Raw genomic sequence first — 23,216 nt, 5'->3', positions numbered from 1 at the left:
GTGTTCTACCTCGACCGGGCCGCGACGACGCCCGTCCGCCGCGATGTGCTCGAAGCGATGTGGCCGTGGCTGACCGGCGGCTTCGGGAACCCGTCGTCGACCCACGGCATCGGGGACCAGGCCGCGCGCGGGCTCGCGGCGGCGCGGGCGTCCGTCGCCGACGTGCTCGGGTGCCGTCCGGCCGAGGTCGTCTTCACGGCAGGTGGCACCGAGGGGGCGAACACCGCGGTGAAGGGCATCGCGCTCGCGACCCCGCGCGGGCGGCACGTCGTGACGAGTGCGATCGAGCACGAGGCCGTCCTGGCGAGCTGCGAGTACCTCGAACGCTTCCACGACTTCACGGTGACCGTGCTGCCGGTCGACGCGTCCGGTCGGGTCGACCCTGCCGTGCTGGCCGCCGCGCTCCGACCGGACACCACCCTCGTGTCGATCGCCCATGCGGACAACGAGATCGGCACCGTGCAGGACATCCCGGCACTCGCCGCACTCGCGCACGGTGTCGGCGCGCGCTTCCACACCGACGCGGTGCAGTCCGCGCCGTGGCTGCCGATCGGGCTCGACACGCTCGGGGTCGACGCGCTCTCGTTCTCCGGGCACAAGCTCGGCGCCCCGAAGGGCACCGGCGTCCTCGCGATCCGTCCCGGCGTGCCGATGGAGCCGCTCGTGCACGGCGGGGGACAGGAGCGCGGGCGACGGTCCGGGACCGAGGACGTCGCCGGGGCAGTGGCGGTGGCGACGGCGCTGTCGGTCGGGCATGCGTCCGATTCGGCTGCCGCGGGGGCTTCATCGGTGCGTGATGCTGTGCTGGACGGGGTGCTCGAGCGGGTTCCCGGGGCGTTCGTGACCGGGTCGCGCGAGCACCGGCTCCCCGGACACGCGTCGTTCTGCTTCCCCGGGGTGAACGGCGAGACGGTGCTCCTCGAGCTCGAACAGCGTGACGTGGTCTCGTCGTCGGGGAGTGCCTGCGCGGCCGGCAGCACCGAGGCGTCGCACGTACTCACGGCGCTCGGGCTGTCCGACGACGTGGCGCGGAGCGCCGTGCGGCTGACGTTCGACGCGTCCTTGTCGGACGCCGATGTGCCCGTCGTGGTCGGGTCGGTCGCCGACGCCGTCGCGGCGGTCCGGGCCCTCGGCTGAGCCCTCGACTCCGCCGCCGTCTCAGGGTGTACTAGACGTTCTACTCCATCACTGGGGACCTGTCCCCCCTTTTGCGGACACGCGATCTCGGCCAGAGTGTTCACATGGCAAACGCGATGACGACTCGAGTCGCCCGGGAGGACCGCTTCCGGGTGGTGCAGCTCCTGCCGGCGCCCGCGACCGTCCTCGCACTCGCCGTCGCCGCAGGGCACGATCTCGGTTCGGCGCCCCTCGGGCTCATCGCCGTCATCGGGGCGCTCGCGACCATCGGGAGCGCGGTGCTCCCGATGATCCGCCCCGCTGCGACGTGTCGATCGATGCCCGCCCCGACCGAGTCGGAGCGGTACCGAGAGGACACCGAGCACCGCTGAAGACCCGCGCCGCCCGGATCCGGTTCCCCCCTCGGGATCCGATCGGCGCGATCAGCCGGACGCGTCCTGTGAAGCACGCGTCCGGAGCGGGTCACGACATCCCCTGTCGTCGTGCCCCGCAGCACCCGGAGCCCCGCCACGGATCGCGGGACGTCATCCCTGTACGACGTCCCCGGATCCCCTCCGTCCGTGGCGGGACCGGGTGCGCTTCCCCGTGCGCCGTGCCCCGTGCGCCGTGCCCCGTGCGCTGTGCGGCGCCGTGCGTCGCTACCGTTGGCCTGTGCCCTCGTACCGTGGGACCCTCGCCGTCGGTGCCCTGGCGCCCGGTGTCGCCCCCGACGCCGTGCTCCCGGCTGCCGCTCGACTCGTCGCCGAGCAGGTGGTCGTCGAGGCGCAGGACGTCCGGCTGATCCGGGGCGTCCCGTGCGCGGTGGTCCGTTACGAGGCGGGTGACGACGAGGTCGCGATCGCGGTCGCAAGGCTCGCGGTCGCCGGCCTGCGGGACACCGTGGAGATCCGCTCCGACCGGGTCACGCGCCGCGACGGCGGGAAGTGGACGCCGATCGCGTAGCCCCCGCCGACGGCACCGGCCAGACGTAGTCGAGGTCGTCGGGGACGTCGGGGAAGAGTGGCAGGTAGTACTCCCGGTCCTTCTGCACGAGCTTCGACCGATGCGACCGGTGCACGGCTTCGTCGTCGTTCCACGGCGGCACCGGGTAATCGCCGCGTTCGTAGGCGTCGAGGTCCTCGGGGGAGCGACCGAGGTCGGCCAGCGTCTTCGCGAGACACGTGTCGACGTGCCCGCGGTCCAGCCAGACGGCGCAGACGGCGTCCTGGTAGGCCATCAGCGCCGGCCGGTACCCGCGCCACATCGCCACGACGGGGTGGTGCTGCCATCCGTAGTCCGGCAGCGTCAGGGCCCGCATCACCTGCAGGGTCTCGACGCGCTGCTTGCCGAGCCGCCGGTCGTCGAGGGACTTGGCCGATGCGTGGAAGTCGGCGAACGGCAGGAACGTCTGCATGCGCCGAACGGTACGCGGGGGTGCCTGGGGCGACACATGTCGTCACAACCGTGCGGGGGTACCCGGGAGCGTGTGAGCATCGAACGCATGAGCGGAGAACTCGTCGTCGGCGTCAGCGGCAGCCCATCCGACCCGTCGCGCACCTCGACCCTGGTCGCCGCCACCGTCGCGCGACTCGGTGAGGAGATCGAGGACGCGCGCACCCTGACCGTCGAGATCGGACCGCTGCTCGCCGACCTCGGTGCTGCGTCCGACCGTTCGGCGATGTCCCCGACCACGGTCGCCGCCCTCGAGGCGGTGGAGTCGGCCGACGTGCTCGTCGTCGGCAGTCCGGCGTTCCGTGCCGCGTACTCCGGCGCGTTCAAGCTCTTCTTCGACTGGATCGGGCAGTACGACCTCGTCGACACCCCGGTCCTCCTCACCGCCACGGGCGGGAGCGACCGGCACGCACTGCTCGTCGAGCACCAGATGCGTCCGCTGTTCGGCTTCTTCCAGTCCACGACGCTCCCGATCGGCGTCTTCGGCAACGAGCGCGACTTCACCAAGCGCGAGGGCGGCTACGACATCTCGAACATCGACCTCGAGCTGCGCATCGACCAGGCCGTCCGCCGCGCACTGCCCATCATCCGCGGCGGCTTCGTCACGGCCGCCGCGACGGACGTCCCCCGACCCGCCGACTTCTAGCCGCGCCGCGGCCGCCCCGTCAGCGCGTCAGCAGCGACGCGACGTGCGCGACCGCCAGGCGGTAGCCGTCCGCGCCGGCGCCGGCGATCACCGCGGTGGCCGCCGTGGCCACGTGGTCGACGTGGCGGAACGGCTCCCGCTTCCAGGTGTTCGAGATGTGCACCTCGACGACCGGGACCGAGAGTGCCTCGACGGCGTCGTGCAGCGCGACCGAGGTGTGCGCGTACGCCGCGGGGTTGATGACGACGCCGACGAAGTCGTCGAGCGCCTCGTGCAGCCACTCGACGAGCTCGCCCTCACGGTTCGTCTGGCGGAAGTCCGCCTCGAGTTCGTGGACCGCTGCCTCGGTGTGCACGATCGCCTCGATCTCGGCGAGTGTCACAGCGCCGTACTGCTCCGGGTCGCGCCGGCCGAGGATGTCGAGGTTCGGGCCGTTGAGGACGAGGATGCGCGACTGCTCGGTCATGTCCAGAGCCTACCGGCGGGGATTGCGGCGTCCCCCGGTTCGCATGACACATGCCATGGCTATGTGAACGGTCACAATAGGCCACCGCGCGGATCGGCGCAAAAGTTACAAAACGGTACTACCCGGGTAGTGTCCCCCGATGGATCTGCGCAGACGCGGATCACAGCACATCGACGTGGAGTCAATACATGGTTCTCGCTGCAGCGAACAACGGGATCCAGCTCAACCTGGGCTGGGTCGACTACCTGATGATCATCGTGTACTTCGCGGTCGTCATCGGGATCGGGTTCACCGCCCGGAAACAGGTCAGGACGAGCATGGACTTCTTCCTGTCCGGCCGCTCGATGCCCGCCTGGATCACCGGTCTGGCGTTCGTGTCCGCCAACCTCGGCGCGACCGAGATCCTCGGCATGGCCGCCAACGGTGCCCAGATCGGCATGGCGACCCTGCACTACTACCTCGTCGGTGCCGTGCCGGCGATGGTGTTCCTCGGGCTCGTGATGATGCCGTTCTACTACGGCTCCAAGGTCCGGTCGGTGCCGGAGTTCATGCTCCGCCGCTTCGGCAAGGCGCCGCACCTGGTGAACTCGATCGCGTTCGCGGTGTCGAACGTCCTGATCGCCGGCATCAACCTCTACGCGATGGCGATCGTCATCGAGGCGATGCTCGGTTGGCCGGAGTGGCTCGCCATCATCGTCTCCGCGGGCTTCGTGCTGGCGTACATCACCCTCGGTGGGCTCTCGAGCGCGATCTACAACGAGGTCATGCAGTTCTTCGTGATCATCGCCGGGCTCGTCCCGCTGACGATCGTCGGCCTGCACCGCGTCGGCGGCTGGAGCGGCCTCAAGTCCGCGATCATCGAGACGCAGGGCGTGCAGCACCTGCAGGCGTGGGCAGGCACCGGCTTCGGTGACGTGACCAACCCGATCGGCGCCAACTGGCTCGCCATCGTCCTGGGCCTCGGCTTCGTGCTCGGCTTCGGCTACTGGACGACGAACTTCACCGAGGTGCAGCGCGCGTTCTCGGCGAAGAACATGTCCGCCGCCCGCCGCACCCCGCTCATCGCCGCGATCCCGAAGCTCTTCATCCCCTTCATCGTCGTGATCCCCGGTCTCATCGCCGCCGCGGTCGTCGGCAACCAGTTCGCCGACGGCACGCTGACGTACAACGACGCGATCCCGAAGCTCATCCAGATGTACCTGCCGACCGGCGTCCTCGGCGTCGCGGTGACGGGGCTCCTCGCGAGCTTCATGGCCGGCATGGCCGCGAACGTCTCCTCGTTCAACACGGTCTTCACCTACGACATCTGGCAGCGCTACATCAAGCCGAACATGCCGGACGTGCACTACCTGAAGACCGGTCGCTGGGTCACCGTCGTCGGTGTCCTCGTCGGCATCGCCACCGCGTTCATCGCCGCCCAGGCGGGGAACATCATGACGTACATGCAGACGCTGTTCTCGTTCTTCAACGCGCCGCTGTTCGCCGTGTTCATCCTCGGTCTGCTCTGGAAGCGGATGACCACCCAGGGCGCGCTGTGGGGCTACATCCTCGGCATCGTGACGCCGACGATCACCTGGATCGCGTACCTGGTCAACCCGAAGCTGTTCGCCACCGGGACCGCCGAGACGCTGTACGGCGCGATCATCTCGTTCGTCACGGTGCTCGTCGTCGGGTTCGTCGTGTCGATGTTCACCAAGCCCAAGGCCGAGAAGGACCTCGGCGGCCTGGTCTACGGCGTCGGCAAGATCGACATGCACGGTGACGCCGTCGCGACCGACACCGCCTGGTACCGCTCGCCGGCGCTCCTCGGCACGATCGCCCTCGTGCTCTGCGTCGTCCTCTACCTGCCGTTCCTCTGATCCGAAGGAGATCACCGCTCATGAGTGACACCACCACCTCGATGACGGACGAGCAGAAGGCCGCGCTCGTCCGCTCCACCCGCCGTCTCGACCTGCGCCGCATCCTCGGCGGCCTGTTCGTCCTCTACGGCATCATCACGACGATCGTCGGGATCGTGCACTGGGACACCGACCCGGAGAAGACCGGCGGCATCCACATCAACCTCTGGGTCGGGCTCTCGATGCTCGCCGGCGGGCTCCTCTTCTTCCTCTGGGACCGGCTCGCGCCCGTCCCGGCGGAGGACATCATCGGCCAGGCCGAGGCCGAGGCGAACCAGAAGGCTGCAGGCGAGGGCCGCGAGCTCGCCTGATCCTGTACCACCTCTCGGACGGGAGGCACGGTGCCAGCTGGCACCGTGCCTCCCGTCCGTGGGGTTCCGCGACGAAACGGTTGCGGTGCGCACCCGGGAGGGCCAGGTTGGGTCCATGCCGACCATGGTCTTCATCAACCTGCCCGTCGCCGACCTCGACCGCTCGAAGGCCTTCTACGAGGCGCTCGGGTACTCCATCAACCCGGTGTTCAGCGACGAGACCGCCGCGTGCGTCGTCGTCAGCGACACGATCTACGTCATGGTCCTGACCGCGGCCAAGTTCGCCGAGTTCACGGACAAGGCGATCGCCGACCCCTCGACGATCGAGGTGATCAACTCCCTCAGTGCCGACTCGAAGGACGACGTGCACCGCATCGTCGACGCGGCCGTCGCAGCGGGTGGAACCGAGGACCGGCCGGAGATGGACCTCGGGTTCATGTACCAGCGGAGCTTCACGGACCCGGACGGCCACCGCTGGGAGTACGTGTGGATGGACCCGCAGGCCGCCCAGGACGGTCCGCCCGCGGCGTGACGGTCGTGGCCGGTAGCATTCCGGCATGATCCACCAGGGGGAGTCGACCGTCGACCGCAGCGTCCCGGGGTGGGCGACCACGCTCTTCGTCGTGCTCGCACTCGGGGGAGCGTGGGCGGTGACGCTCCCGCTCTGGCTGTCCGGGCGCGGGCTCGGGACGCCGTTCGCCACGCTGTTCATCGTCGGGATGATGTTCACCCCGCTGCTCTCGGCGGTCGTCGTCCTCGCGCTGCTCGGGCGACGGCGTCCGCGTCCGGTGCTGCGGTTCCTCGGGGTGTGGCCGCTCCGCCCGGTCCGCCGCACGATCTGGGTGACCGTCTTCGCGTACCTCGGCGGGGTGCTCTTCCCGGTCGCGGCGCTCGTCGTCGCGGTGCTCGCCGGCTGGTTCCCGGTCGACCTCGTCGGCTTCTCCGGCTACCGGGACGTCCTCGCCGCGGCTGGCCTCCGCGAGCTGCCGATGCCGATCGGGCTGCTCGTCGCCGTGCAGCTGGCGCAGGTGCCCTTCGTCTCGGTGTTCAACGCGTTCGCCACGGTGGGCGAGGAGATCGGGTGGCGGGGCTTCCTCGTCCCGGCGCTCGAGCGGTACGGCACCGGGGTCGCGCTGGTCGGGTCCGGCGTCGTCTGGGGGGTCTGGCACGCGCCGATCATCCTGCTCGGCTACAACTTCGGTCGCACGGACTGGCTCGGCGTCGTGTTCATGGTCGTCGCGTGCGTGCTGCTCGGCATCGTCCTTGGGTGGCTCCGACTCCGCACGGGATCGGTCTGGCCCGCCGTCTTCGCGCACGCCGGTGTGAACGGCGCGGCTGGCGTGGGGGCGGTCCTCGTCGCTTCGGGCGTCGACGTGTCCGACGTGGCGCGCAGTCCGCTCGGGTACGGCGGATGGATCGTGCTCGCGCTCGTCGTCATCGTGCTCGTCACGACCGGCGCGATCCGCCGCCGGGGTGCACTCGCGTCCACCCCGACGACGACCGTCGCGTCCGCCGGGTCGATCCGCCCGGGAGACTGATCACACCGGGCGGCTGATCACATCGGGCGGCTGAGGAAGTACCGCCGGATCGCATCACCGTACGGGGTCGGGGTGCCGTTCCAGTCGCTGATCAGCGCCGAACCGCCGTACTGGCCGCCGTCGGGGCAGCCGGTCGTGCCGAAGTTCCAGAACACGTACCCGTCACCGCCGTTCGCGTCCATCCAGCGCATGAACGCCAGCGGCATGGCCGTCGAGCAGTCGTTCACGCCGATCTCCTCGGCGACCATCGGCATCCGCGCGGCGACCGGGGCGAAGTTCGCCGACCAGCACGACGCCGTCACGCAGCTCTTGAAGTTGTAGAGGTGCTGCCCGGCGACGAGGGCCTTCGCCGGGTCCTTCGGCAGCGAGCGCAGCATCGGCGACATGTCGTGGCCCCAGTCGAGACCGTTGACGATGATCGGTTGCTTCGCGCCGGTGGCCCGGATCGTGTTCACGAGCTGCTGGTACCCGGCCGCCTGCCACCCCTCCGGCATCGTGCAGCCGTTCAGCCAGCACGCCTCGGAGATGTCGTGGGGTTCGTTGAACGGCTCGTAGAGGACGGCGGGGCTCGAGGCGAACCGGCTCGCGACCGAGGTCCAGAACGGCAACGAGAACGTCGTGTTCGCCATCTCCTTCTCCTGCTCGCCCCAGATCGCGACCGGACCGGTGAAGTGCAGGTCGAGGATCGAACGGATGCCGTTCGCGGCCAGCCGGTTCACGTAGTCCTGCACCGCAGCGCGGTAGGGCTCGCCCGTCGACTGCGGTGCCCAGTCGATACCGAGCCAGCAGTGCTCGTTGAGCGGGATCCGCACGGTGTTGACGTTCCACGAGCGGAGCAGGTCGATCGACGCCTGGTCGGTCGGGCCGGAGAAGATCCCGCCACCCTGCTGGCAGTTGTACTCGGTGCCGGACCGGTTCACGCCGCGGAGCTTGACGGCCTTGCCGGCGGGGTCGACCATGACGTTCTTCGTGACGCGCAGCGCGGTGACCGGGGTCGCCGGGGTCGTCGCTGCGCCGGCGGTCGCCGCGGGGATCAGGGACCCCGCGAGGACGGCGATGATCGTGCATCCGGCAGCCAGGGTGCGCCGGACGAGTTCGGGTCGTCTCATGCGGCAATGGTGCGCCCTCGCCGTCGTCACCGCCACTAGGTACCCCTAGGGGGTATGGTGGACGGCATGGACGAGCACCGCCACGGAACCACCGTCGACGAGCACGCGGACCACCAGGGACACGTGCACGACGACCATGCCCACCACGAGCACGACGAGCACGCCGGCCACGACCACCACGCGGATCACGGCGGAACCGCGGGGCCCGGCGGGCACGACCACATGCACCACGGGCACGGCGAACACGGCGACCACGCGGCGATGTTCCGGGACCGCTTCTGGTGGAGCCTCGTCCTCGCGGTCCCGGTCGTGGCGTTCAGCACGATGTTCGCCGACATCCTGGACTATCCACTTCCCGACGCGGCCTGGGCGGGCTGGGTCTCCCCGGTGCTCGGCACGGTCCTGTTCGTGTACGGAGGCTGGCCGTTCCTGACCGGTGGGTGGTCGGAGGCCCGGACGAAGCGGCCGGGCATGATGCTCCTGATCGGCATGGCGATCGTCGTGGCCTTCGTCGCGTCGTGGATCACGAGCCTCGGCCTGTTCGGGCTCGACCTCGACTTCTGGTGGGAGCTCGCGCTCCTCATCGTGATCATGCTGCTCGGACACTGGATCGAGATGCGCGCCATGGGCGTCGCGTCGAGTGCCCTCGACGCGCTTGCGGCCCTGCTGCCCGACGAGGCGGACGTGGTCGACGACCAGGGCGACGTGTCCCGGGTGCCGGTGTCGAGCCTCCAGGTCGGCCAGACGGTCGTGGTCCGCCCAGGCGGCCGCGTCCCGGCGGACGGCGAGGTCGTCGACGGACGCGCGCAGGTGGACGAGTCGATGATCACGGGGGAGTCCGCAGCCGTCGAGCGGACCTCGGGTGACCGCGTCGTCGCGGGCACCGTGGCGACGGACAGCTCGATCCGCGTCCGGATCACCGCGACCGGCGACGACACCGCCCTGTCGGGCATCCAGCGGATGGTCGCCGAGGCACAGTCGTCGTCGTCGCGGACGCAGGTCCTGGCCGACCGTGCTGCGGCGCTGCTCTTCTACTTCGCCACCGGAGCGGCGATCATCACCTTCGTGGTGTGGCTGCTCCTCGGCAGCCCGACCGAGGCGATCACCCGCACCGTCACCGTGCTGATCATCGCCTGCCCGCACGCCCTCGGTCTCGCGATCCCGCTCGTCGTCGCGATCTCCACCGAGCGCGCCGCGAAGGCCGGGATCCTCGTGAAGGACCGGCTCGCGCTCGAGGCGATGCGGAACGTCGACACCGTCGTGTTCGACAAGACCGGCACGCTCACGACCGGGGCGCCGGAGGTCGTCGACACCGTCGGGGACGACGCCGTCCTGGGGCTCGCCGCGGCCGCCGAGCGGGACAGCGAACACCCGGTGGCGCGCGCGATCGTCAGCGCGGCGACCGGCCGTGGCGTGCCCGTGCCCGACCGGGTGACCGACACCGGGTCCGTCCCCGGCCGCGGGGTCAGCGCCGTCGTCGAGGGCCGACGTGTCGAGGTCGGCGGACCCGCGATGCTCCGGGAGAGCGGTGCGACCATGCCGTCCGCGTTCGAGTCCGCCGTCGACGGGTGGCGTGCGGACGGAGCGGCGGTCATCGTCGCGGTGGTCGACGGCACGGTGCAGGCCGCCTTCGCCGTGCGCGACGCCGTCCGCCAGGAGTCCGCCGAGGCCGTCCGTGCCCTGCACGACCGCGGGATCCGGGTGGCGATGGTCACCGGAGACGCCCAGCAGGTCGCCGATGCGGTCGCGCGGGAGCTCGGCATCGACGAGGTCCGTGCCGAGGTCCTGCCGGAGGACAAGGACGGCGAGGTCGCACGACTGCAGGAGACCGGAGCCGTGGTCGCGATGGTCGGCGACGGTGTGAACGACGCTCCGGCACTCGCCCGTGCTGACGTCGGCATCGCGATCGGTGCGGGGACGGACGTCGCGGTACAGAGCGCCGGTGTCGTGCTCGCCTCGAACGACCCCCGACGGGTGCTCACCGTGATCGACCTGTCACGTGCGACCTACCGGAAGATGGTGCAGAACCTCGTGTGGGCCACCGGGTACAACGTGCTCTCGGTACCCCTCGCGGCCGGGGTGCTCGCGGGGGTCGGGTTCCTGCTGTCCCCGGCGGTCGGCGCGGTGCTGATGAGCCTGTCGACCGTGATCGTCAGCCTGAACGCCCAGCTCCTCCGTCGCTTCCGCGCCTGACCGCCGGCGCCGCGCCGGCGCGGTCGTTGCGGTGAGATCGCACTTCGTGTCGGTTCGTCGGCCCGGCAACCGACACGAAGCGCGATCTCACCGACCGTCGAAGCTCAGACGCGCGCACCACCATGTCGGACGGGTCCGCCAGGATGGGGGCGTGACTGATCTGGTGACCGGGGACGACGGACTCGCCCGCCCGGTGTGGGCCTCGACCGACCCGATGCTGCGCGACTACTACGACACCGAGTGGGGCATGCCCGTTCGGGACGAGCGCGGGGTGTTCGAGCGGCTCTCGCTCGAGGCGTTCCAGTCCGGCCTCTCGTGGCGCACGATCCTCGCGAAGCGTCCGGCGTTCCGCGCGGCCTTCAGGGACTTCGACGCCGACGTGGTCGCGGGCTTCGGCGAGGCGGACGTCGCCCGACTGATGGCGGACGCCGGCATCGTCCGGAACCGGGCGAAGATTCTCGCCACGATCACCAACGCGAACGCCACGGTGGCGCTGCGGGACGACGGCGGACTGGCGGACTTCGTGTGGTCCTTCCGCCCCGACCGGACGCCCGAACCGGTCACGTACGCGGACGTCCCGACGAAGAGCGACGAGTCGCTCGCACTGTCGAAGGCCCTGCGGAAGCGTGGGTTCGCCTTCGTCGGTCCGACGACGATGTACGCGCTGATGGAGGCGCTCGGGATCGTCGACACGCATCTGGTCGGCAGCCACCGACGGGGCACCTCGGGCGTCTGGGCCTGAACGGGCAGCCGGGGCTAGGGTCGCGGGCATGACGCACGAGCACCCGAACCCCCGGGTCACGCCGATCACCCCCGTCGATGCGGTGCACGTCGACGTCCCGGTCGACGTCGAGGTCCCCGCCTCTGATCCCGTCGAGGACGACGTGACCACCCCGGAGCACGATCCGTCGGAGATCCGGATCGCGTTCCTGATGTTCCCGGACCTCACGCAGCTCGACCTCACCGGGCCGGCACAGGTCCTCAGTCGCGTGCCCGGCGCCCGGATCGAGTACGTCGCCGCCACACTCGACCCGGTGCCGAGCGACTGCGGGCTCTCCCTCGTCCCCACCGTGACGATCGCCGATGCCGCACCGGCGGACGTCCTCGTGGTCCCCGGTGGCGACGGCGCGTTCGAGGCGATGCTCGACCCCGAGATCGTCGGGTTCGTCCGGCGTGAAGCCGAACGCGCCACGTGGGTCACCTCGGTGTGCACCGGCGCGTTCGTCCTCGGCGCCGCCGGGCTCCTCGCCGGCAAGCGGGCGACGACGCACTGGGCCTCGAAGCCGATGCTCGCCGCGTTCGGCGCGACGCCGGTGGACGAACGGGTGGTCGACGACGGGTCGATCGTCACGGCAGCCGGGGTGAGCGCCGGGATCGACATGGCCCTGTGGTTCGCGTCCGAGCTCGCCGGGCAGCCGGCCGCCGAGCGCATCCAGCTGCAGATCGAGTACGACCCCCAACCACCGTTCGACGCGGGTTCGGCGGACCGAGCGGACGCGCGCGTGGTCGCCGAAGCGCGTGCAGCAGCCGAGGAGTCCCGCGGCGAGCGCGTCGCCCGGGCGGCAGTCGCCGTGATCAGGTGAGCGGCAGCTTCATCTGCATCGCGGTGACGCCGTACCCGAGCCGCTCGTAGAGGGCCGCCGCGCCCGCGTTGTAGCCGAACACGTTCAGCCCGATGCTCGTCGCGCCCTCGTCCTTCGCGACGGCGTGCCCGAGTTCGAGCGCCCGGCGGGCGTGGCCCCTCCGGCGGTGCGCCTCGTCGACCTCGATGTTGAAGACCCACCAGTCGGAGCCGTCCGGCTCGAACGGCCCGATCCACAGGTACCCGACGACGGTGTCGTCGCCGTCGAGGACGTCCCACACGTGGTGCCCGGCGAGCGGCTCGCCACCGGGGAACCACTGGTCGAGCGACTTCTGCTTGTTGGCCTCGGCCCGCTCGCGGGTCTCGCCGGCCTGCATGCGCGAATCGACGTACTCCGCCATCGTCACGTCGAGCCAGGCCGGGAGGCTCGTGGCCGGCATCGTCCGCAGGCGCGTGTCCGTCATCGGTTGCCCTTCGATCCGCGGCTCGGTTTGCCCCGCATCCGACCGCGACCGGGCTTCGGGGTCTTGCCGCTGTTCGAGCCCTTGCCGCTGCCGGACTTGGCACCGCCGGGCGACTTCGCCTTGGCCTTGCCGCCGGCGGCGTCCTTGCCACCCGCGGTGGCCTTGGCGCCGCCACGGGACGGACGTGCGTCGGCGTCGCCGGCGCGATCCGAGCCTCCCGGCTGGTCCGGCTGGCTCCGGGAACTGTTGGCGGTCCGCCCACGGACCACGCCGATGAACTCCTCGGTGAGCTCCGAGGCGTCCTCGTCCCGCCACACGAGCGCGATCCGCGTGCCGGGCGAGTCGACGAGCGCGCGAGCGACGAGGTCCTTGCGGCTGGCCTTGCGGAAGAGGGACTGGGGGAGCACGACGACACCGACGTTCGCCTCGACCAGGTCGAGCGCGCCGTCGACGTCCGCCGGCACCGGGCCGGCGTCGATGACGTGCACGGCGTCGAGGTCCACCTGGGTGATCTCGGACGAGTCCGCGAGCGTGGAGTCCTTCGGGGTCGCCACGACGGCCGTCTCGGTCCAGAGCGGGATCGCGTTGTGGACGTCCGAGACGGGCATCCGGGCGAAGACCATGTCGACGTCGTCGGCCAGCGCCGCATCGACGTCGGACGAGCCGATCGGACGGAGCCGGAGCTCCACGGAGGGGAAGCGATCACGCCACACGCGTGCCCACTTGGCCGGGGACACCCCTGGCACGAAGGCGATGGTGAGTGCCGCGGTCATGCAACCGAGCATAGGGGCCGTACCCTTGACACCATGGCGCAGGAACAGACGATGAAGCCCGAGACGGCTGCGAAGAAGCTCGGCATCCTGCTGTCGGCCGCTCCGGAGTCCTTCCGCGACGCGCCCGTCACGCGGACCGCCTTCGAGGAACTGCGGACCGAGCCGCCGACGTGGCTCGAGGAACTCCGTCGCGACGGCCCGCACCCGCGTCCCGTCGTCGCGCAGAAGCTCGGCGTGTCGATCTCCGGTCTCGGCCGATCGGGCATCGACGAGCCGCTGACGACCGCGCAGATCAAGGACCTGCTCGTCGAGAAGCCCGAGTGGCTCGTGCAGGAGCGTGCCACGCAGGCCGCCGTGCACGCCGAGAACGCCCGCGTGAAGCAGGACCGCGCCGCGCGCGCCGCGGCGAAGCAGGACTGACCTCCACCCGGGACCACCAGTGCACGAGACCGTCGCCGACGCCATGCTCGTCGTGCCGCAGTTCGCCTCGGTGTGCTGCATCGTCGGGGACCGGTACCGTCCGCGCCCCGGTGTGATCGTTCCCGCCGCGGTGATGCTCGTCGCGATGGTGATGCCCGTCGTGCACGCCGGGGCCGTGTGGACGCTCCTCGCGGCGACGCTGCTGCTGCTCCTCGCGCCGCTGCCGGTGATGCGTCGTCGCCGGGCGGACGGGCGCCGGGCCGAGCCGATGGACGTGCACCGGGCGCTCTCCTCGGTCGTGATGGCGGGGATGCTCCTGATGGGGCACGCGACCGGGATCGCGGACGCGCACGCCGGGCACGGGATCGCGCTGTCGGCGGTCCTCGGAGGCGGCGTGATCGGGTACTGCGCGTTCAGCGGCTGGCTCCTGCGGTACGAGTGGGCGCGCGATGACCGTCGTGCGGTGCGCAGCGGCGAGGTCTTCGCGATGACGGTCGCCGTGATCGGCATGACCCTGGCGATGTAGCGCCACGCGGGCGCCGTGTGATCGAGGGAACAGAAATCGTCGGGTCCCCGCGCGGCACTCGACGATTTCTGTTCCCTCGATCGCTGCAGGGCCGCGTTACGGTGGTGCTGTGTCCGATCGCCCAGTCCGCCGACCCGACCCGGCCCCGCGCCTCGACGAGGTCGACGAGCGCATCCTCTGGACCCTCGCCGCCGATGCCCGGATCCCGAACAACCGGCTCGCCGCCGCGGTGGGCATCGCGCCGTCGACGTGTCTCGCACGGGTCCGTGCCCTCGAGGACGCCGGGGTCATCCGCGGCTACCGAGCGGACGTCGACGTGGCTCGGCTGGGGTTCTCGATCGAGGCGATGGTCTCCGTCCGGGTGCACGCGGCAGCACGGCACGAGCTCCGGGACTTCGCGAAGCGCCTGCTCCGGGTGCCCGTCGTGCTCGACGTGTCCTTCCTCGCGGGGGACAAGGACTTCCTCGTGCACATCGCGTGCACGTCGACCGAGCAGCTGCGGGACTTCGTCGCGGACGAGCTGAGCGGGGACCCGTCCGTCGCGACGACGCAGACGAACATCGTGTTCGAGCGCCTGGTCGCGGACCGGGTGCGCCAGGCCCGTTCGTACGACGAGCTCCGCCGCTGGCGCGCCTGAGCGTCGAGTGCGCGAAGGACGGGCGCGCTACCGCGTGCGGGTCATCGGGATGTGCGGGATGCCGTCCTCGTGGAACCGGTCCCCGGAGCGGACGAACCCGAACCGGCCGTACCACTGTTCGAGGTGCTCCTGCGCGTCGATCGACACGACGGGGGAGCGCGTCTCGGCGATCGCGGCCTCCATGAGCTCTCCGGCGAGGCCCCTGCCCCGAGCCGCCGTCACGGTCGCCACACGCCCGATGCGCTCGGTGCCGTCGGGCTCGCGGAGCAGGCGCAGGGTGGCGTCGACCGAGCCCTCGCCCGCCCAGAACTGGATCGTGCCCGGCTCGAGGTCGCGGCCGTCGATGTCCGGGTAGGCAGCCGCCTGCTCGACGACGAAGACGTCCTGGCGGAGCCGGAGGATCTCGTGCAGCGTGACGATGTCGAGGTTGCGGGTGGGGGCGCTGAAGATCGAGGTCATGCCGAGCTGTTCCTGACGGTTCCTTGGGAAAAGGGATGCGCGTTCGCCCGATCGGGCGTAACGTGCCGGTCAACCACTCTACGTGCGCAGCCAGATCAGGAGGTGAGCGCATGGACAAGCCGTTGCGTGCACCCTGGCACGCTGCGATCCGGTACGCCCTCGTGGGCACCGGGGTGAGCGCCGCCGCCGTGCTGCTCTCGCTGACCTTCGGTGCGCACTCGGCGTCCGCCACGGAAGGCGTTCCAGCGCCGCCGGCCCAAACCCAGCCAGCACAGCCGCAGCCTGCTCAACAGGGGCTCGTCGGCGGGCTCGTGCAGGGCCTCGGCGACACCGTGCACGGCGTCGCCGGTGGTGTCGGGCAGGTCCTCGATGACGTCGTGGACCCCGTGCACCAGGCCGTCGTCCCCGCAGCCCAGGCCGCGCCTGCCCCCGCCGCACCGGCATCGGCACCAGCCCCGGCCGCGGCACCCGCCCCGGCGACAGCGCCCGCTCCGGCAGCACCGCCGTCGAGCACCCCCGCGCAGCCGTCCACGCCGCAGCCGGCCGCCACATCGACGGCTCCCGGACCGGCGACTCCGACCCAGCCGACCGCATCGCAGCCGGCCGAGCCGACCACCACGACGGCGCCGGGCACGTCGACCACGTCGGCCGACCCTGCGGAGGCGACCAGTGCCTCCCGTCCGCTCGCCGGCACCGTCGCCACCGTGCTCCGTCCCGTCACCGGGACCGTGCAGGCACTCACCGACGCACGCCCGGTCACGACGGTCGTCAGCACCCTCGACCACGTCGTCGGCGCCGTCCCCGTCGTGGGCTCGCTGCTCGGCGACGACACGCTCGGCACGGTGACCGCACCGGTCAGCGGGCTGGTCGATGACACCCTCGGCGGCGTCGGGACCGCCGTGGGAACCGTCCCGGACGTGCTTCCGGGCACGCCCGGGACCGGTGGGGGCACCCTGCCTGGAGGCTCGGTGCCCCACCCACAGATCCCCTCGCTTCCGGCAGGTGCCGGCGTCCCCGCCGTGGGAGGTTCCTCGACGTCGGTGGCCGACCAGTCGGGTGAGGCGGCCGCTCGGGCCGCTGCGGCACCTGCGGTCGTGGTCGCGCAGGCCACCCCGGCCGCGGACGACGTCACCGTGCTCGCGCCCGCCGCATCCTCCGGCGCGCATGACGCTCCCGCGACCGCGTCGATCGGCGGTGGCGCACTGCTCGTCCCCGACGGACACGGACACCAGGACTCGCCCCTCGGCGATTCCGGATCAGGACTCGTCGGCGGCACCACGACCGTCGGCTCGGCCGGCGCCGGTGTCGTCGGCACGGTCGGCGCGGACGCCGACCAGGACCCCCTCGCCGCGGGGACACGCGGCACCATCGCCGACGACGCCGTTCCCGCGTCGCTCACCGGCGACCACGACGTCGCCCCTGATTGAGATCGGCGCACCTGCCCGTCAGGCAGGACGCGCCACCGACCGCGACCGCGGTCGGGAACACATCTCGATCAGGAGTGATGACCATGAACAAGTACGTCTCGAGAGGGCTGTGGTTCGCCCTCTTCGTCGGCGGGCTGACGGTCGGAGGGGCCACCGCGGCGAACGCGGCGACGACCTCCGGCACGGACGGCACCGTCTCAGGAACCCAGGTGGCGCCGTCGATCGACGCGCCCGTCTCGGCAGTCGGCAACGCCATCGGGGTGCTCGGCGACGCGGTGTCCTCGGCCGCACCGGCTCCGGCCGTTCCCGCTGCTCCCGCGGCACCGGCCGTCGACCCTGCGTCGGCAGCGGTGCCTGCCCCGGCTCCCGCGGCCCCGTCGACCTCCGGGTCGGACGGGATCGCCTCGGGGACACAGGTCGTGCCGGACGTGAGCGCGCCCGTCGCCGTGACGGGCAACGCGATCTCGGTCGGTGGCGACGCAGCGTCGACCACAGTGCCGGCCGCCCCCGCCGCACCAGCCCCCGCCGCGGCACCGGCTGCCGCAGCACCTGCGCCGGCGGCTCCCGCGGCACCGTCGACCTCCGGGTCGGACGGGATCGCCTCGGGGACACAGGTCGCGGGTGACGTGGCCGCGCCGGTCGACGTGACCGGCAACGCGATCGCGGTCGGTGGCGACGCCGCGTCGACCTCGGCGACGGCAACACCCGCGGCTCCGGTCGGCGCGACCTCCGGCGGATCGACCGGGGGCTCGACCTCCGGCGCCGACGGGACCGCCTCCGGTACCCAGGTGGCGCCGCTGATCTCCATCCCCGTGACGGTCTCCGGCAATGGGATCGCCGTCGTGGGAGACGGTTCGTCCACCGGATCGGCGACCACGCCGGCCTCGACCACGCCGGCCTCGGGGGCTCCGGCAGCCGGTGCGCCGGCTACCGGCTCGACCGGTGCTCCGACGACCTCCGGGTCCGACGGCATCGCCTCGGGAACGCAGGTGACACCGGTCGTCTCCCTGCCGGTGACCGTCGCGGGCAACGGCATCGGTCTCCTCGGTGACGGCACCAGCACGGCCGGCACCGCGCCGACCGGCACCGCGCCGACCGGCGGAACGGGTACGGCTGACGGCAGCGCCAACGCCGGCCCGGTCACCGACGGCACGGACGGCACCGCCTCGGGCACGCAGGTCACCCCGGTGGTCTCGCTCCCGATCACCATCGGCGGAAACGGCATCGGTCTCGTCGGCGACGGCACCAGCACCGGGACGACGACGACCGTGCCGGCTGCAGGCACCGCGACCGGCACGACCGGTGGCGCGGCCGGCTCCACGTCGGGCTCGGACGGGCTCCTGTCGGGGACGCAGATCGCGCCGGTGGTCTCGCTGCCGATCACCATTGGCGGGAACGGCATCGGCCTGGTCGGCGACGGCACCAGCACCACGACGGTCCCCGGTGACGGCGGCACGACGCCCGGCGGCGGCACGACGCCCGGCGGCGGCACGACGCCCGGCGGCGGCACGGACCCCGGCGACGGCACCGACCCGGGTGACGGCACGACGCCCGGCGACGGCACCACGCCCGGTGACGGCACGGACCCGGGCGACGGCGGATCGACGCCCGGCGGCGTCACGACCCCGATCGGCGACGACGGCTCGGGGACCGGGGGCGACACCGTGACCACCGTGTCGACGGGCGGCTCGGGCACCGCGGTCACCACCGCGGGTGTCGCGACGGTCTCCACCACGGCAGCCCGCGCAGCGACCACCTGGGCGACGCAGTCCGGGCTCGCGTACACGGGCGCGTCCTCGCAGCTCGTGCCCGCGGGGATCGCGCTGATGCTGCTCATCGGGGGTGCGGGGACGCTCGTCCTCCGGCGCCGTCACTGATCACCCTCCGCGTTGCGGGGTACCGGTTCGCCGGTGCCCCGCAGCACCGTGCCCGCGGGAAGGAGTGTTCCTGGGAACAAGTCGGGTGCTTGCTGCAAGCGGGTGATGCCGATGCTGTGAGGAGCGGAAGCGGTTCGACAGCATCGGGCGAGCCGAGGCGCGGGACGATGAACACGTGTTCAACGAACTGCTGCGCGTGCCGATCGTCCGGCCCGACGTCCTCATCCCGGTCGACGTGGTGGCAGCGCTGCTGACCGCCTGGGCGCTGATCGGTCCGTTCCGTCGCAGCGCGCGCGCGGGCGGTCGAGGACGTCGGCTGCTCGTCCGCGTGGTGGCGCTCGTGGTGGGTGCTGCGGTCGGGCTCGTGCTCGTGTGGTGGTTCGGCGACGTCAAGGACGAGTTCGGCGTCGCGTTCACGCCGGTCACCCGGATGTGGATCGCGTTCGCGTGCGCTGCCGTCCTGATGTGCCTCGTCGTCCTGGTGCAGGGCGGCTGGGGGCGTCGCACCGTCGCGGTCGCCGCAGCCGCCGCCGTCCTCCTGGCGTCCGGGCTCGGCGTGAACGTCGACTTCGGCGCCTACCGGACGATCCAGCAGGCGATCACCACCAACCCCTACCCGTCGGGGTCGCTCGGCCACCAGCACGCGGTGGCTGCCGGGACCCCGGTCGTCGATGCGGCACGGTGGACCGCCCCCGCGAACATGCCGAAGTCCGGACGGACACTGTCGGTGCGGATCCCCGCGACGGTCTCGCACTTCCGGGCTCGGAAGGCGGTCGTCTGGCTCCCGCCGGCCGCCCAGACGGCGCACCCGCCGACGCTGCCGGTGCTGATCGCGCTGTCCGGGCAACCGGGTCAGCCGTCCGACATGTTCCAGACCGGCAACCTCGGCGGGTACCTCGACCGCTACGCGGCGGCACACCACGGCCTGGCGCCGATCGTCGTGTCGCCCGACCAGCTCGGGGCGCCGAACCGCAACCCGATGTGCGTCGACTCCCGCCGCCTGGGGAGGAGCGCGACGTACGTGATGACGGACACGGTCCGCTGGATCACCGACCACCTGGACGTGGCGTCGACACCCGACGCGTGGGGCATCACCGGCTTCTCCCAGGGCGCGACCTGCGCGATGCAGTTCTCCGCCGAACACCCCGGGGTGTTCGGCACGGCGCTCGCCATCTCGAGTGAGCTGACCGTGAAGAACGGGTCGCTCGCGAACACGGTCCGCGTCGGCTTCGGGGGCTCCCGGTCGGCCTACGAGGCTGCAGCGCCGATCGCCACCATGCGGCGGAACGCTCCGTACCACGACCACCTCACCGTCTTCGGGTTCGGGCAGGACGACGCTCCGTACCGCGCGTCGACCACCGCGCTCCGCAATGCGGCGGTGCAGGCGGGCATGCAGACGTCGGTCATCGTGTCGCCCGGATCGGCGCACGACTGGAACACCGTGCGGTACGTCCTCGCGAACGGGTTGCCGGCGGTGGTCGCGCACCTCGGGCTGCCGTCGATGCGAGGGTCGCTGTGAGCGGCGGGGGTCGCGTCCTCGACGAGGAGCGTGTCGCGCCCGTGCGCGCCCGGCTGTCCCGCGCGGGTCGCGGCGTCGTCGGCCTCGTCCGGCGGTACCCGGTCACGAGCGTCGTCGTGCTGCTCGTCGTGCTCACCTCCGCCATCGGCATCGCGATGCGCGTCCACCACGCAGCGTCCGGCGCCGCGGCGCTCGGGCCCTTCCGCGTGTTCGCCGCCTCGACCGGGTTCGTCGCCCTGGTCCTGACCATCGCGGGCGTGGTCGTCCTCGTCGGCGCCTCGGAACGGCTGATGGGCTCGTGGCGGACCGCCGTCGCGTTCGTCGTGACGACGGTGGTCGGCACCGGGGTCGGCGCGCTCAGCGCCTTCGTCGACCTCGACGGCCGCGGAGCCGGTCCGCTCCTCCTCGGGCGTGCGACCGCGTTCGACCCGTGGACCGCCGTGGTCGGCACGATCGTCACCGCGAGCGCGTTCGCCGGCCCGCTGTGGCGCCGGCGGATCCGCGTCAACGCCCTCGCGGTCGTCGCGGCCCTGTTCCTCTACGCCGGGCACGCTTCCGACCTGTACGCCGTGCTCGCGGCTGCAGCCGGGTGGATGCTCGGTGAGCTGCTCCGGGACACGCCGAAGCGCACCGGGTGGGTGCGGAGTTCGCACCGAGAGACACGCGTCCTGCTCGGGACCGTCGTCCTGGTGTCCGCCGTGGGGCCGGTCATCGCGCTCGTCTCGCGCGCCCGGGTCGGGATCCTCGCGCCGATCGCCGCCGTCGTCGGGGCCGGCCCGGTCACCCCGGTGTCCGGGTGCCGCGCGGACGGCGTCGCGGGGGAGTGCCTCCGGCGGCTCCTGGCCTACCACGCGGCCGATCCGTGGACGGTGCTGCTCGCGGTGCCGCCGCTCCTCGTCCTGGTCGTCGGCGGCCTCGGGTTGTTCCGCGGCAGCCGCTTCGCGGTGTGGCTCGTGGTCGCGGTCGACGTGGTGACCGCGCTCGCTGCGGCGGTCACCTACGGCGCGGTCCCCGGTCGGGTGGAGCGCCTGCACGGCTCTGAGGACCAGTTCGTCGTGACGCTCTCGATCCTCGCGTCCATCGCGGTCCCGCTGGCCACCGCGGTCGTCCTCGTCGTGCTCCGTCGGTCGTTCACCGTGCTGCCGTCTCGCCGCCGCACCGTCGGGTTCGTCGCGGCCGTGCTCGTCGCCGCGGCGGTGATCGTCACGGTGCTGCTGGTCGTCACCGACGCGTCGCCGAACCGGGTCCACGACCCCTTGCGCGTTGTCGTGGCGGCGCTCGGCCCGATCGCCCCGACCACGTTCTGGGACCACCTGCCGAGTCTCGACCCGGCGCTCCGCCTGTCGCTCGGCCTCGCCGGCCCGGTGCTCTGGCTCGTCGTCGCCATCGCGGCGATCGGTCCGACCGGTGCCGCACGACCCGACGCGGACTCCGACGAGGTCCACCGCGACCGGGAGCGTGCCCGCGCGCTGCTCGTCGCGGGCGGCGGCGACACCTTCGGGTGGATGACGACCTGGCGCGGCAACGCGTACTGGTTCGCCGCGGACGGTCGGGCCGGTGTCGCGTTCCGGCGCAACGGCGGCGTCGCGGTCACCGTCGGCGGACCGTTCGGGTACCCGGACGCCCGGTCGGCCGCGCTGACCGACTTCGCGCGGTACTGCGACGACAACGGGTGGACGCCGGTGTTCTACGGCGTGGACGCGGAGGTCGCCGGGACGCTGACCGCCGTCGGCTGGGGGACGCTGCCGGTCGCCGAGGACGCCGACTTCGACCCGCGGACCTGGACGACGAGCGGCAAGCGGAAGCAGGACGTCAGGACCTCGGTGAACAAGGCCGCCCGCGAGGGCGTGACGGCCACGTGGGCGAGCTGGGACGAGCTCCCCGCGACCACGACCCGTCAGATCGAGGCGATCTCGGAGGAGTGGGTCGCGGAGCGCGAGCTCCCGGAGATGGGGTTCACGCTCGGTGGGATCGACGAGATGCGCGACCCCGCCGTCCGCACGCTCGTCGCGCAGGACGCCGAGGGGACGGTCCTCGCCGTCACGAGCTGGCTGCCGTCGTTCCGCGAAGGGCGCGTCGTCGGATGGACCCTCGACGTGATGCGCCGCACCGCAGCAGCCCCGAACGGCGTGATGGAGTTCCTGGTCGCGAGCGCGGCCGAGCGGATGCGGGAGGACGGCGCCGAACGGCTCAGCCTCTCCGCCGCGCCGCTCGCCAGCGCCGGCGGCCCCGCCCCCGAAGGCGGACAGAACCTCCTCGAACTCGTCGGCGGTGTCCTGGAACCCGTCTACGGTTTCCGATCGCTCCTGCGGTTCAAGCAGAAGTTCGGCCCGGACCTGCACCCGCTCGCGCTCGCGTACCCGGATCCGGTGGCGCTGCCGGCCATCGGGGTCGCCGTGGTCCGCGCGTACCTGCCCGACCTCTCGCTCCGACAGGCCGTCGCACTCGCGCGCGGTCGCGGCTGACGAGCCCTCGCAATCGCGCGCGGCCGCGGCTGACGAGCCACGAACCCCACGACGACGTGACGGCGTGTGACCGGCGTCGATGCGACGCCCACACGGCTGGGGTATCGTTCGGGGTACGCAAGCGCTCCGGGGTCGGTGTAATTCCGAACCGGTGGTGACAGTCCACGAACTGACGACGGGTGCGAACCCGCCTGATGTTGACCCGGTGAAACTCCGGGACCGACGGTGAGAGTCCGGATGGGAGGCGCGCTGGCGGACACGACGCGACCACCCTGCGTGGGCGCACGGGTCCGTCGATGCCGACGATCGTCGAACGCCCCCGGAGTCCCGTTGAGAGG

At 71.9% G+C, this 23,216-nt stretch carries 24 protein-coding genes and 1 riboswitch; of the genes, 18 read left to right on the top strand and 6 right to left on the bottom strand.

Annotated features, from left to right (window positions below):
* The 3 genes from ACO0E1_RS11520 (at position 1) to ACO0E1_RS11510 (ending at position 2,079) form a co-directional block, all read left to right on the top strand.
* Positions 1-1,137: a cysteine desulfurase family protein gene (locus ACO0E1_RS11520; protein ID WP_422874301.1), complete on the top strand. Its 1,137-nt coding sequence runs from the start codon at positions 1-3 to the stop codon at positions 1,135-1,137.
* A 104-nt stretch (positions 1,138-1,241) separates the two neighbouring features.
* Entirely contained in the window at positions 1,242-1,508 is a 267-nt protein-coding gene (locus ACO0E1_RS11515; protein WP_422874300.1) for a hypothetical protein, read from the top strand.
* A 280-nt stretch (positions 1,509-1,788) separates the two neighbouring features.
* Positions 1,789-2,079: a hypothetical protein gene (locus ACO0E1_RS11510; protein WP_422874299.1), complete on the top strand. Its 291-nt coding sequence runs from the start codon at positions 1,789-1,791 to the stop codon at positions 2,077-2,079.
* Here ACO0E1_RS11510 and ACO0E1_RS11505 read toward each other — a convergent pair.
* Positions 2,039-2,530: an MSMEG_6728 family protein gene (locus ACO0E1_RS11505; protein ID WP_422874298.1), complete on the bottom strand. Its 492-nt coding sequence runs from the start codon at positions 2,528-2,530 to the stop codon at positions 2,039-2,041. The genes ACO0E1_RS11510 and ACO0E1_RS11505 overlap by 41 nt on opposite strands.
* Before the next feature lie 87 nt (positions 2,531-2,617).
* On the opposite strand from ACO0E1_RS11505, the gene ACO0E1_RS11500 reads away from it, so the two are divergent.
* A complete protein-coding gene (locus tag ACO0E1_RS11500; RefSeq protein WP_422874297.1) occupies positions 2,618-3,214 on the top strand; it encodes an NAD(P)H-dependent oxidoreductase in 597 nt (198 codons plus the stop codon).
* Positions 3,215-3,233: 19 nt separating this feature from the next.
* Here the strand turns inward: ACO0E1_RS11500 and aroQ are convergent, their stop codons facing one another.
* Positions 3,234-3,680, bottom strand: a complete 447-nt coding sequence (gene aroQ, locus ACO0E1_RS11495; RefSeq protein ID WP_422874296.1) for a type II 3-dehydroquinate dehydratase — start codon at positions 3,678-3,680, stop codon at positions 3,234-3,236.
* 188 nt (positions 3,681-3,868) lie between these two features.
* Between aroQ and ACO0E1_RS11490 the strand changes: the two genes are divergently transcribed.
* From ACO0E1_RS11490 to ACO0E1_RS11475, 4 genes are all read left to right on the top strand, one after another.
* Entirely contained in the window at positions 3,869-5,539 is a 1,671-nt protein-coding gene (locus ACO0E1_RS11490; protein ID WP_422874295.1) for a sodium:solute symporter family protein, read from the top strand.
* Between the two features lie 20 nt (positions 5,540-5,559).
* The gene (locus ACO0E1_RS11485; protein WP_422874294.1) at positions 5,560-5,889 is read left to right on the top strand and encodes a hypothetical protein; all 330 of its coding nucleotides are present in this window, start codon (positions 5,560-5,562) and stop codon (positions 5,887-5,889) included.
* 115 nt (positions 5,890-6,004) lie between these two features.
* Entirely contained in the window at positions 6,005-6,421 is a 417-nt protein-coding gene (locus ACO0E1_RS11480) for a VOC family protein (RefSeq protein WP_422874293.1), read from the top strand.
* Positions 6,422-6,446: 25 nt separating this feature from the next.
* Entirely contained in the window at positions 6,447-7,427 is a 981-nt protein-coding gene (locus ACO0E1_RS11475) for a CPBP family intramembrane glutamic endopeptidase (protein WP_422874292.1), read from the top strand.
* Between the two features lie 17 nt (positions 7,428-7,444).
* On the opposite strand, the gene ACO0E1_RS11470 is transcribed toward ACO0E1_RS11475, so the two are convergent.
* Positions 7,445-8,536, bottom strand: a complete 1,092-nt coding sequence (locus ACO0E1_RS11470; protein WP_422874291.1) for a glycoside hydrolase family 5 protein — start codon at positions 8,534-8,536, stop codon at positions 7,445-7,447.
* A gap of 66 nt (positions 8,537-8,602) precedes the next feature.
* On the opposite strand from ACO0E1_RS11470, the gene ACO0E1_RS11465 reads away from it, so the two are divergent.
* The 3 genes from ACO0E1_RS11465 (at position 8,603) to ACO0E1_RS11455 (ending at position 12,312) form a co-directional block, all read left to right on the top strand.
* Positions 8,603-10,729: a copper-translocating P-type ATPase gene (locus ACO0E1_RS11465; RefSeq protein ID WP_422874290.1), complete on the top strand. Its 2,127-nt coding sequence runs from the start codon at positions 8,603-8,605 to the stop codon at positions 10,727-10,729.
* A 214-nt stretch (positions 10,730-10,943) separates the two neighbouring features.
* Positions 10,944-11,471: a DNA-3-methyladenine glycosylase I gene (locus ACO0E1_RS11460; RefSeq protein WP_422874402.1), complete on the top strand. Its 528-nt coding sequence runs from the start codon at positions 10,944-10,946 to the stop codon at positions 11,469-11,471.
* Positions 11,472-11,499: 28 nt separating this feature from the next.
* Positions 11,500-12,312 (top strand): DJ-1/PfpI family protein, encoded by an 813-nt coding sequence (locus ACO0E1_RS11455; RefSeq protein ID WP_422874289.1) that lies wholly within the window; start codon positions 11,500-11,502, stop codon positions 12,310-12,312.
* Here the strand turns inward: ACO0E1_RS11455 and ACO0E1_RS11450 are convergent.
* Both ACO0E1_RS11450 and ACO0E1_RS11445 read right to left on the bottom strand, forming a co-directional pair.
* Positions 12,305-12,775 (bottom strand): GNAT family N-acetyltransferase, encoded by a 471-nt coding sequence (locus ACO0E1_RS11450; RefSeq protein ID WP_422874288.1) that lies wholly within the window; start codon positions 12,773-12,775, stop codon positions 12,305-12,307. The genes ACO0E1_RS11455 and ACO0E1_RS11450 overlap by 8 nt on opposite strands.
* A complete protein-coding gene (locus tag ACO0E1_RS11445; RefSeq protein WP_422874287.1) occupies positions 12,772-13,548 on the bottom strand; it encodes a LysR family transcriptional regulator substrate-binding protein in 777 nt (258 codons plus the stop codon). Before ACO0E1_RS11445 ends, ACO0E1_RS11450 begins: the two co-directional genes overlap by 4 nt.
* Positions 13,549-13,581: 33 nt before the next feature.
* Between ACO0E1_RS11445 and ACO0E1_RS11440 the strand changes: the two genes are divergently transcribed.
* The 3 genes from ACO0E1_RS11440 (at position 13,582) to ACO0E1_RS11430 (ending at position 15,131) form a co-directional block, all read left to right on the top strand.
* Entirely contained in the window at positions 13,582-13,968 is a 387-nt protein-coding gene (locus tag ACO0E1_RS11440) for a DUF5997 family protein (protein ID WP_281265193.1), read from the top strand.
* A gap of 19 nt (positions 13,969-13,987) precedes the next feature.
* Entirely contained in the window at positions 13,988-14,494 is a 507-nt protein-coding gene (locus ACO0E1_RS11435; RefSeq protein ID WP_281265192.1) for a hypothetical protein, read from the top strand.
* A gap of 109 nt (positions 14,495-14,603) precedes the next feature.
* Complete coding sequence (locus tag ACO0E1_RS11430; protein ID WP_422874286.1) at positions 14,604-15,131, top strand: Lrp/AsnC family transcriptional regulator; 528 nt, start codon at positions 14,604-14,606, stop codon at positions 15,129-15,131.
* Between the two features lie 27 nt (positions 15,132-15,158).
* Here ACO0E1_RS11430 and ACO0E1_RS11425 read toward each other — a convergent pair whose 3' ends face one another.
* Positions 15,159-15,590, bottom strand: coding sequence for a GNAT family N-acetyltransferase (locus ACO0E1_RS11425; RefSeq protein ID WP_422874285.1), 432 nt, complete (start codon positions 15,588-15,590; stop codon positions 15,159-15,161).
* A 110-nt stretch (positions 15,591-15,700) separates the two neighbouring features.
* On the opposite strand from ACO0E1_RS11425, the gene ACO0E1_RS11420 reads away from it, so the two are divergent.
* From ACO0E1_RS11420 to ACO0E1_RS11405, 4 genes are all read left to right on the top strand, one after another.
* Positions 15,701-17,017: a hypothetical protein gene (locus ACO0E1_RS11420; RefSeq protein WP_422874284.1), complete on the top strand. Its 1,317-nt coding sequence runs from the start codon at positions 15,701-15,703 to the stop codon at positions 17,015-17,017.
* Between the two features lie 83 nt (positions 17,018-17,100).
* Complete coding sequence (locus ACO0E1_RS11415; protein WP_422874283.1) at positions 17,101-18,894, top strand: beta strand repeat-containing protein; 1,794 nt, start codon at positions 17,101-17,103, stop codon at positions 18,892-18,894.
* A 175-nt stretch (positions 18,895-19,069) separates the two neighbouring features.
* The gene (locus tag ACO0E1_RS11410; protein ID WP_422874282.1) at positions 19,070-20,413 is read left to right on the top strand and encodes an alpha/beta hydrolase; all 1,344 of its coding nucleotides are present in this window, start codon (positions 19,070-19,072) and stop codon (positions 20,411-20,413) included.
* The gene (locus ACO0E1_RS11405; protein WP_422874281.1) at positions 20,410-22,878 is read left to right on the top strand and encodes a bifunctional lysylphosphatidylglycerol flippase/synthetase MprF; all 2,469 of its coding nucleotides are present in this window, start codon (positions 20,410-20,412) and stop codon (positions 22,876-22,878) included. The genes ACO0E1_RS11410 and ACO0E1_RS11405 overlap by 4 nt, the downstream gene beginning before the upstream one ends.
* 118 nt (positions 22,879-22,996) lie before the next feature.
* Positions 22,997-23,131: riboswitch (FMN riboswitch) on the top strand.
* The last annotated feature ends 85 nt before the right edge of the window (positions 23,132-23,216 follow it).

This window comes from Curtobacterium guangdongense (genome assembly GCF_049341845.1).
GTDB classification, from domain to species: Bacteria; Actinomycetota; Actinomycetes; order Actinomycetales; family Microbacteriaceae; genus Curtobacterium; species Curtobacterium guangdongense.
The sequence above is the reverse complement of the archived record's forward strand: the minus strand, read 5'-3'. Positions and strand labels throughout refer to the sequence as shown.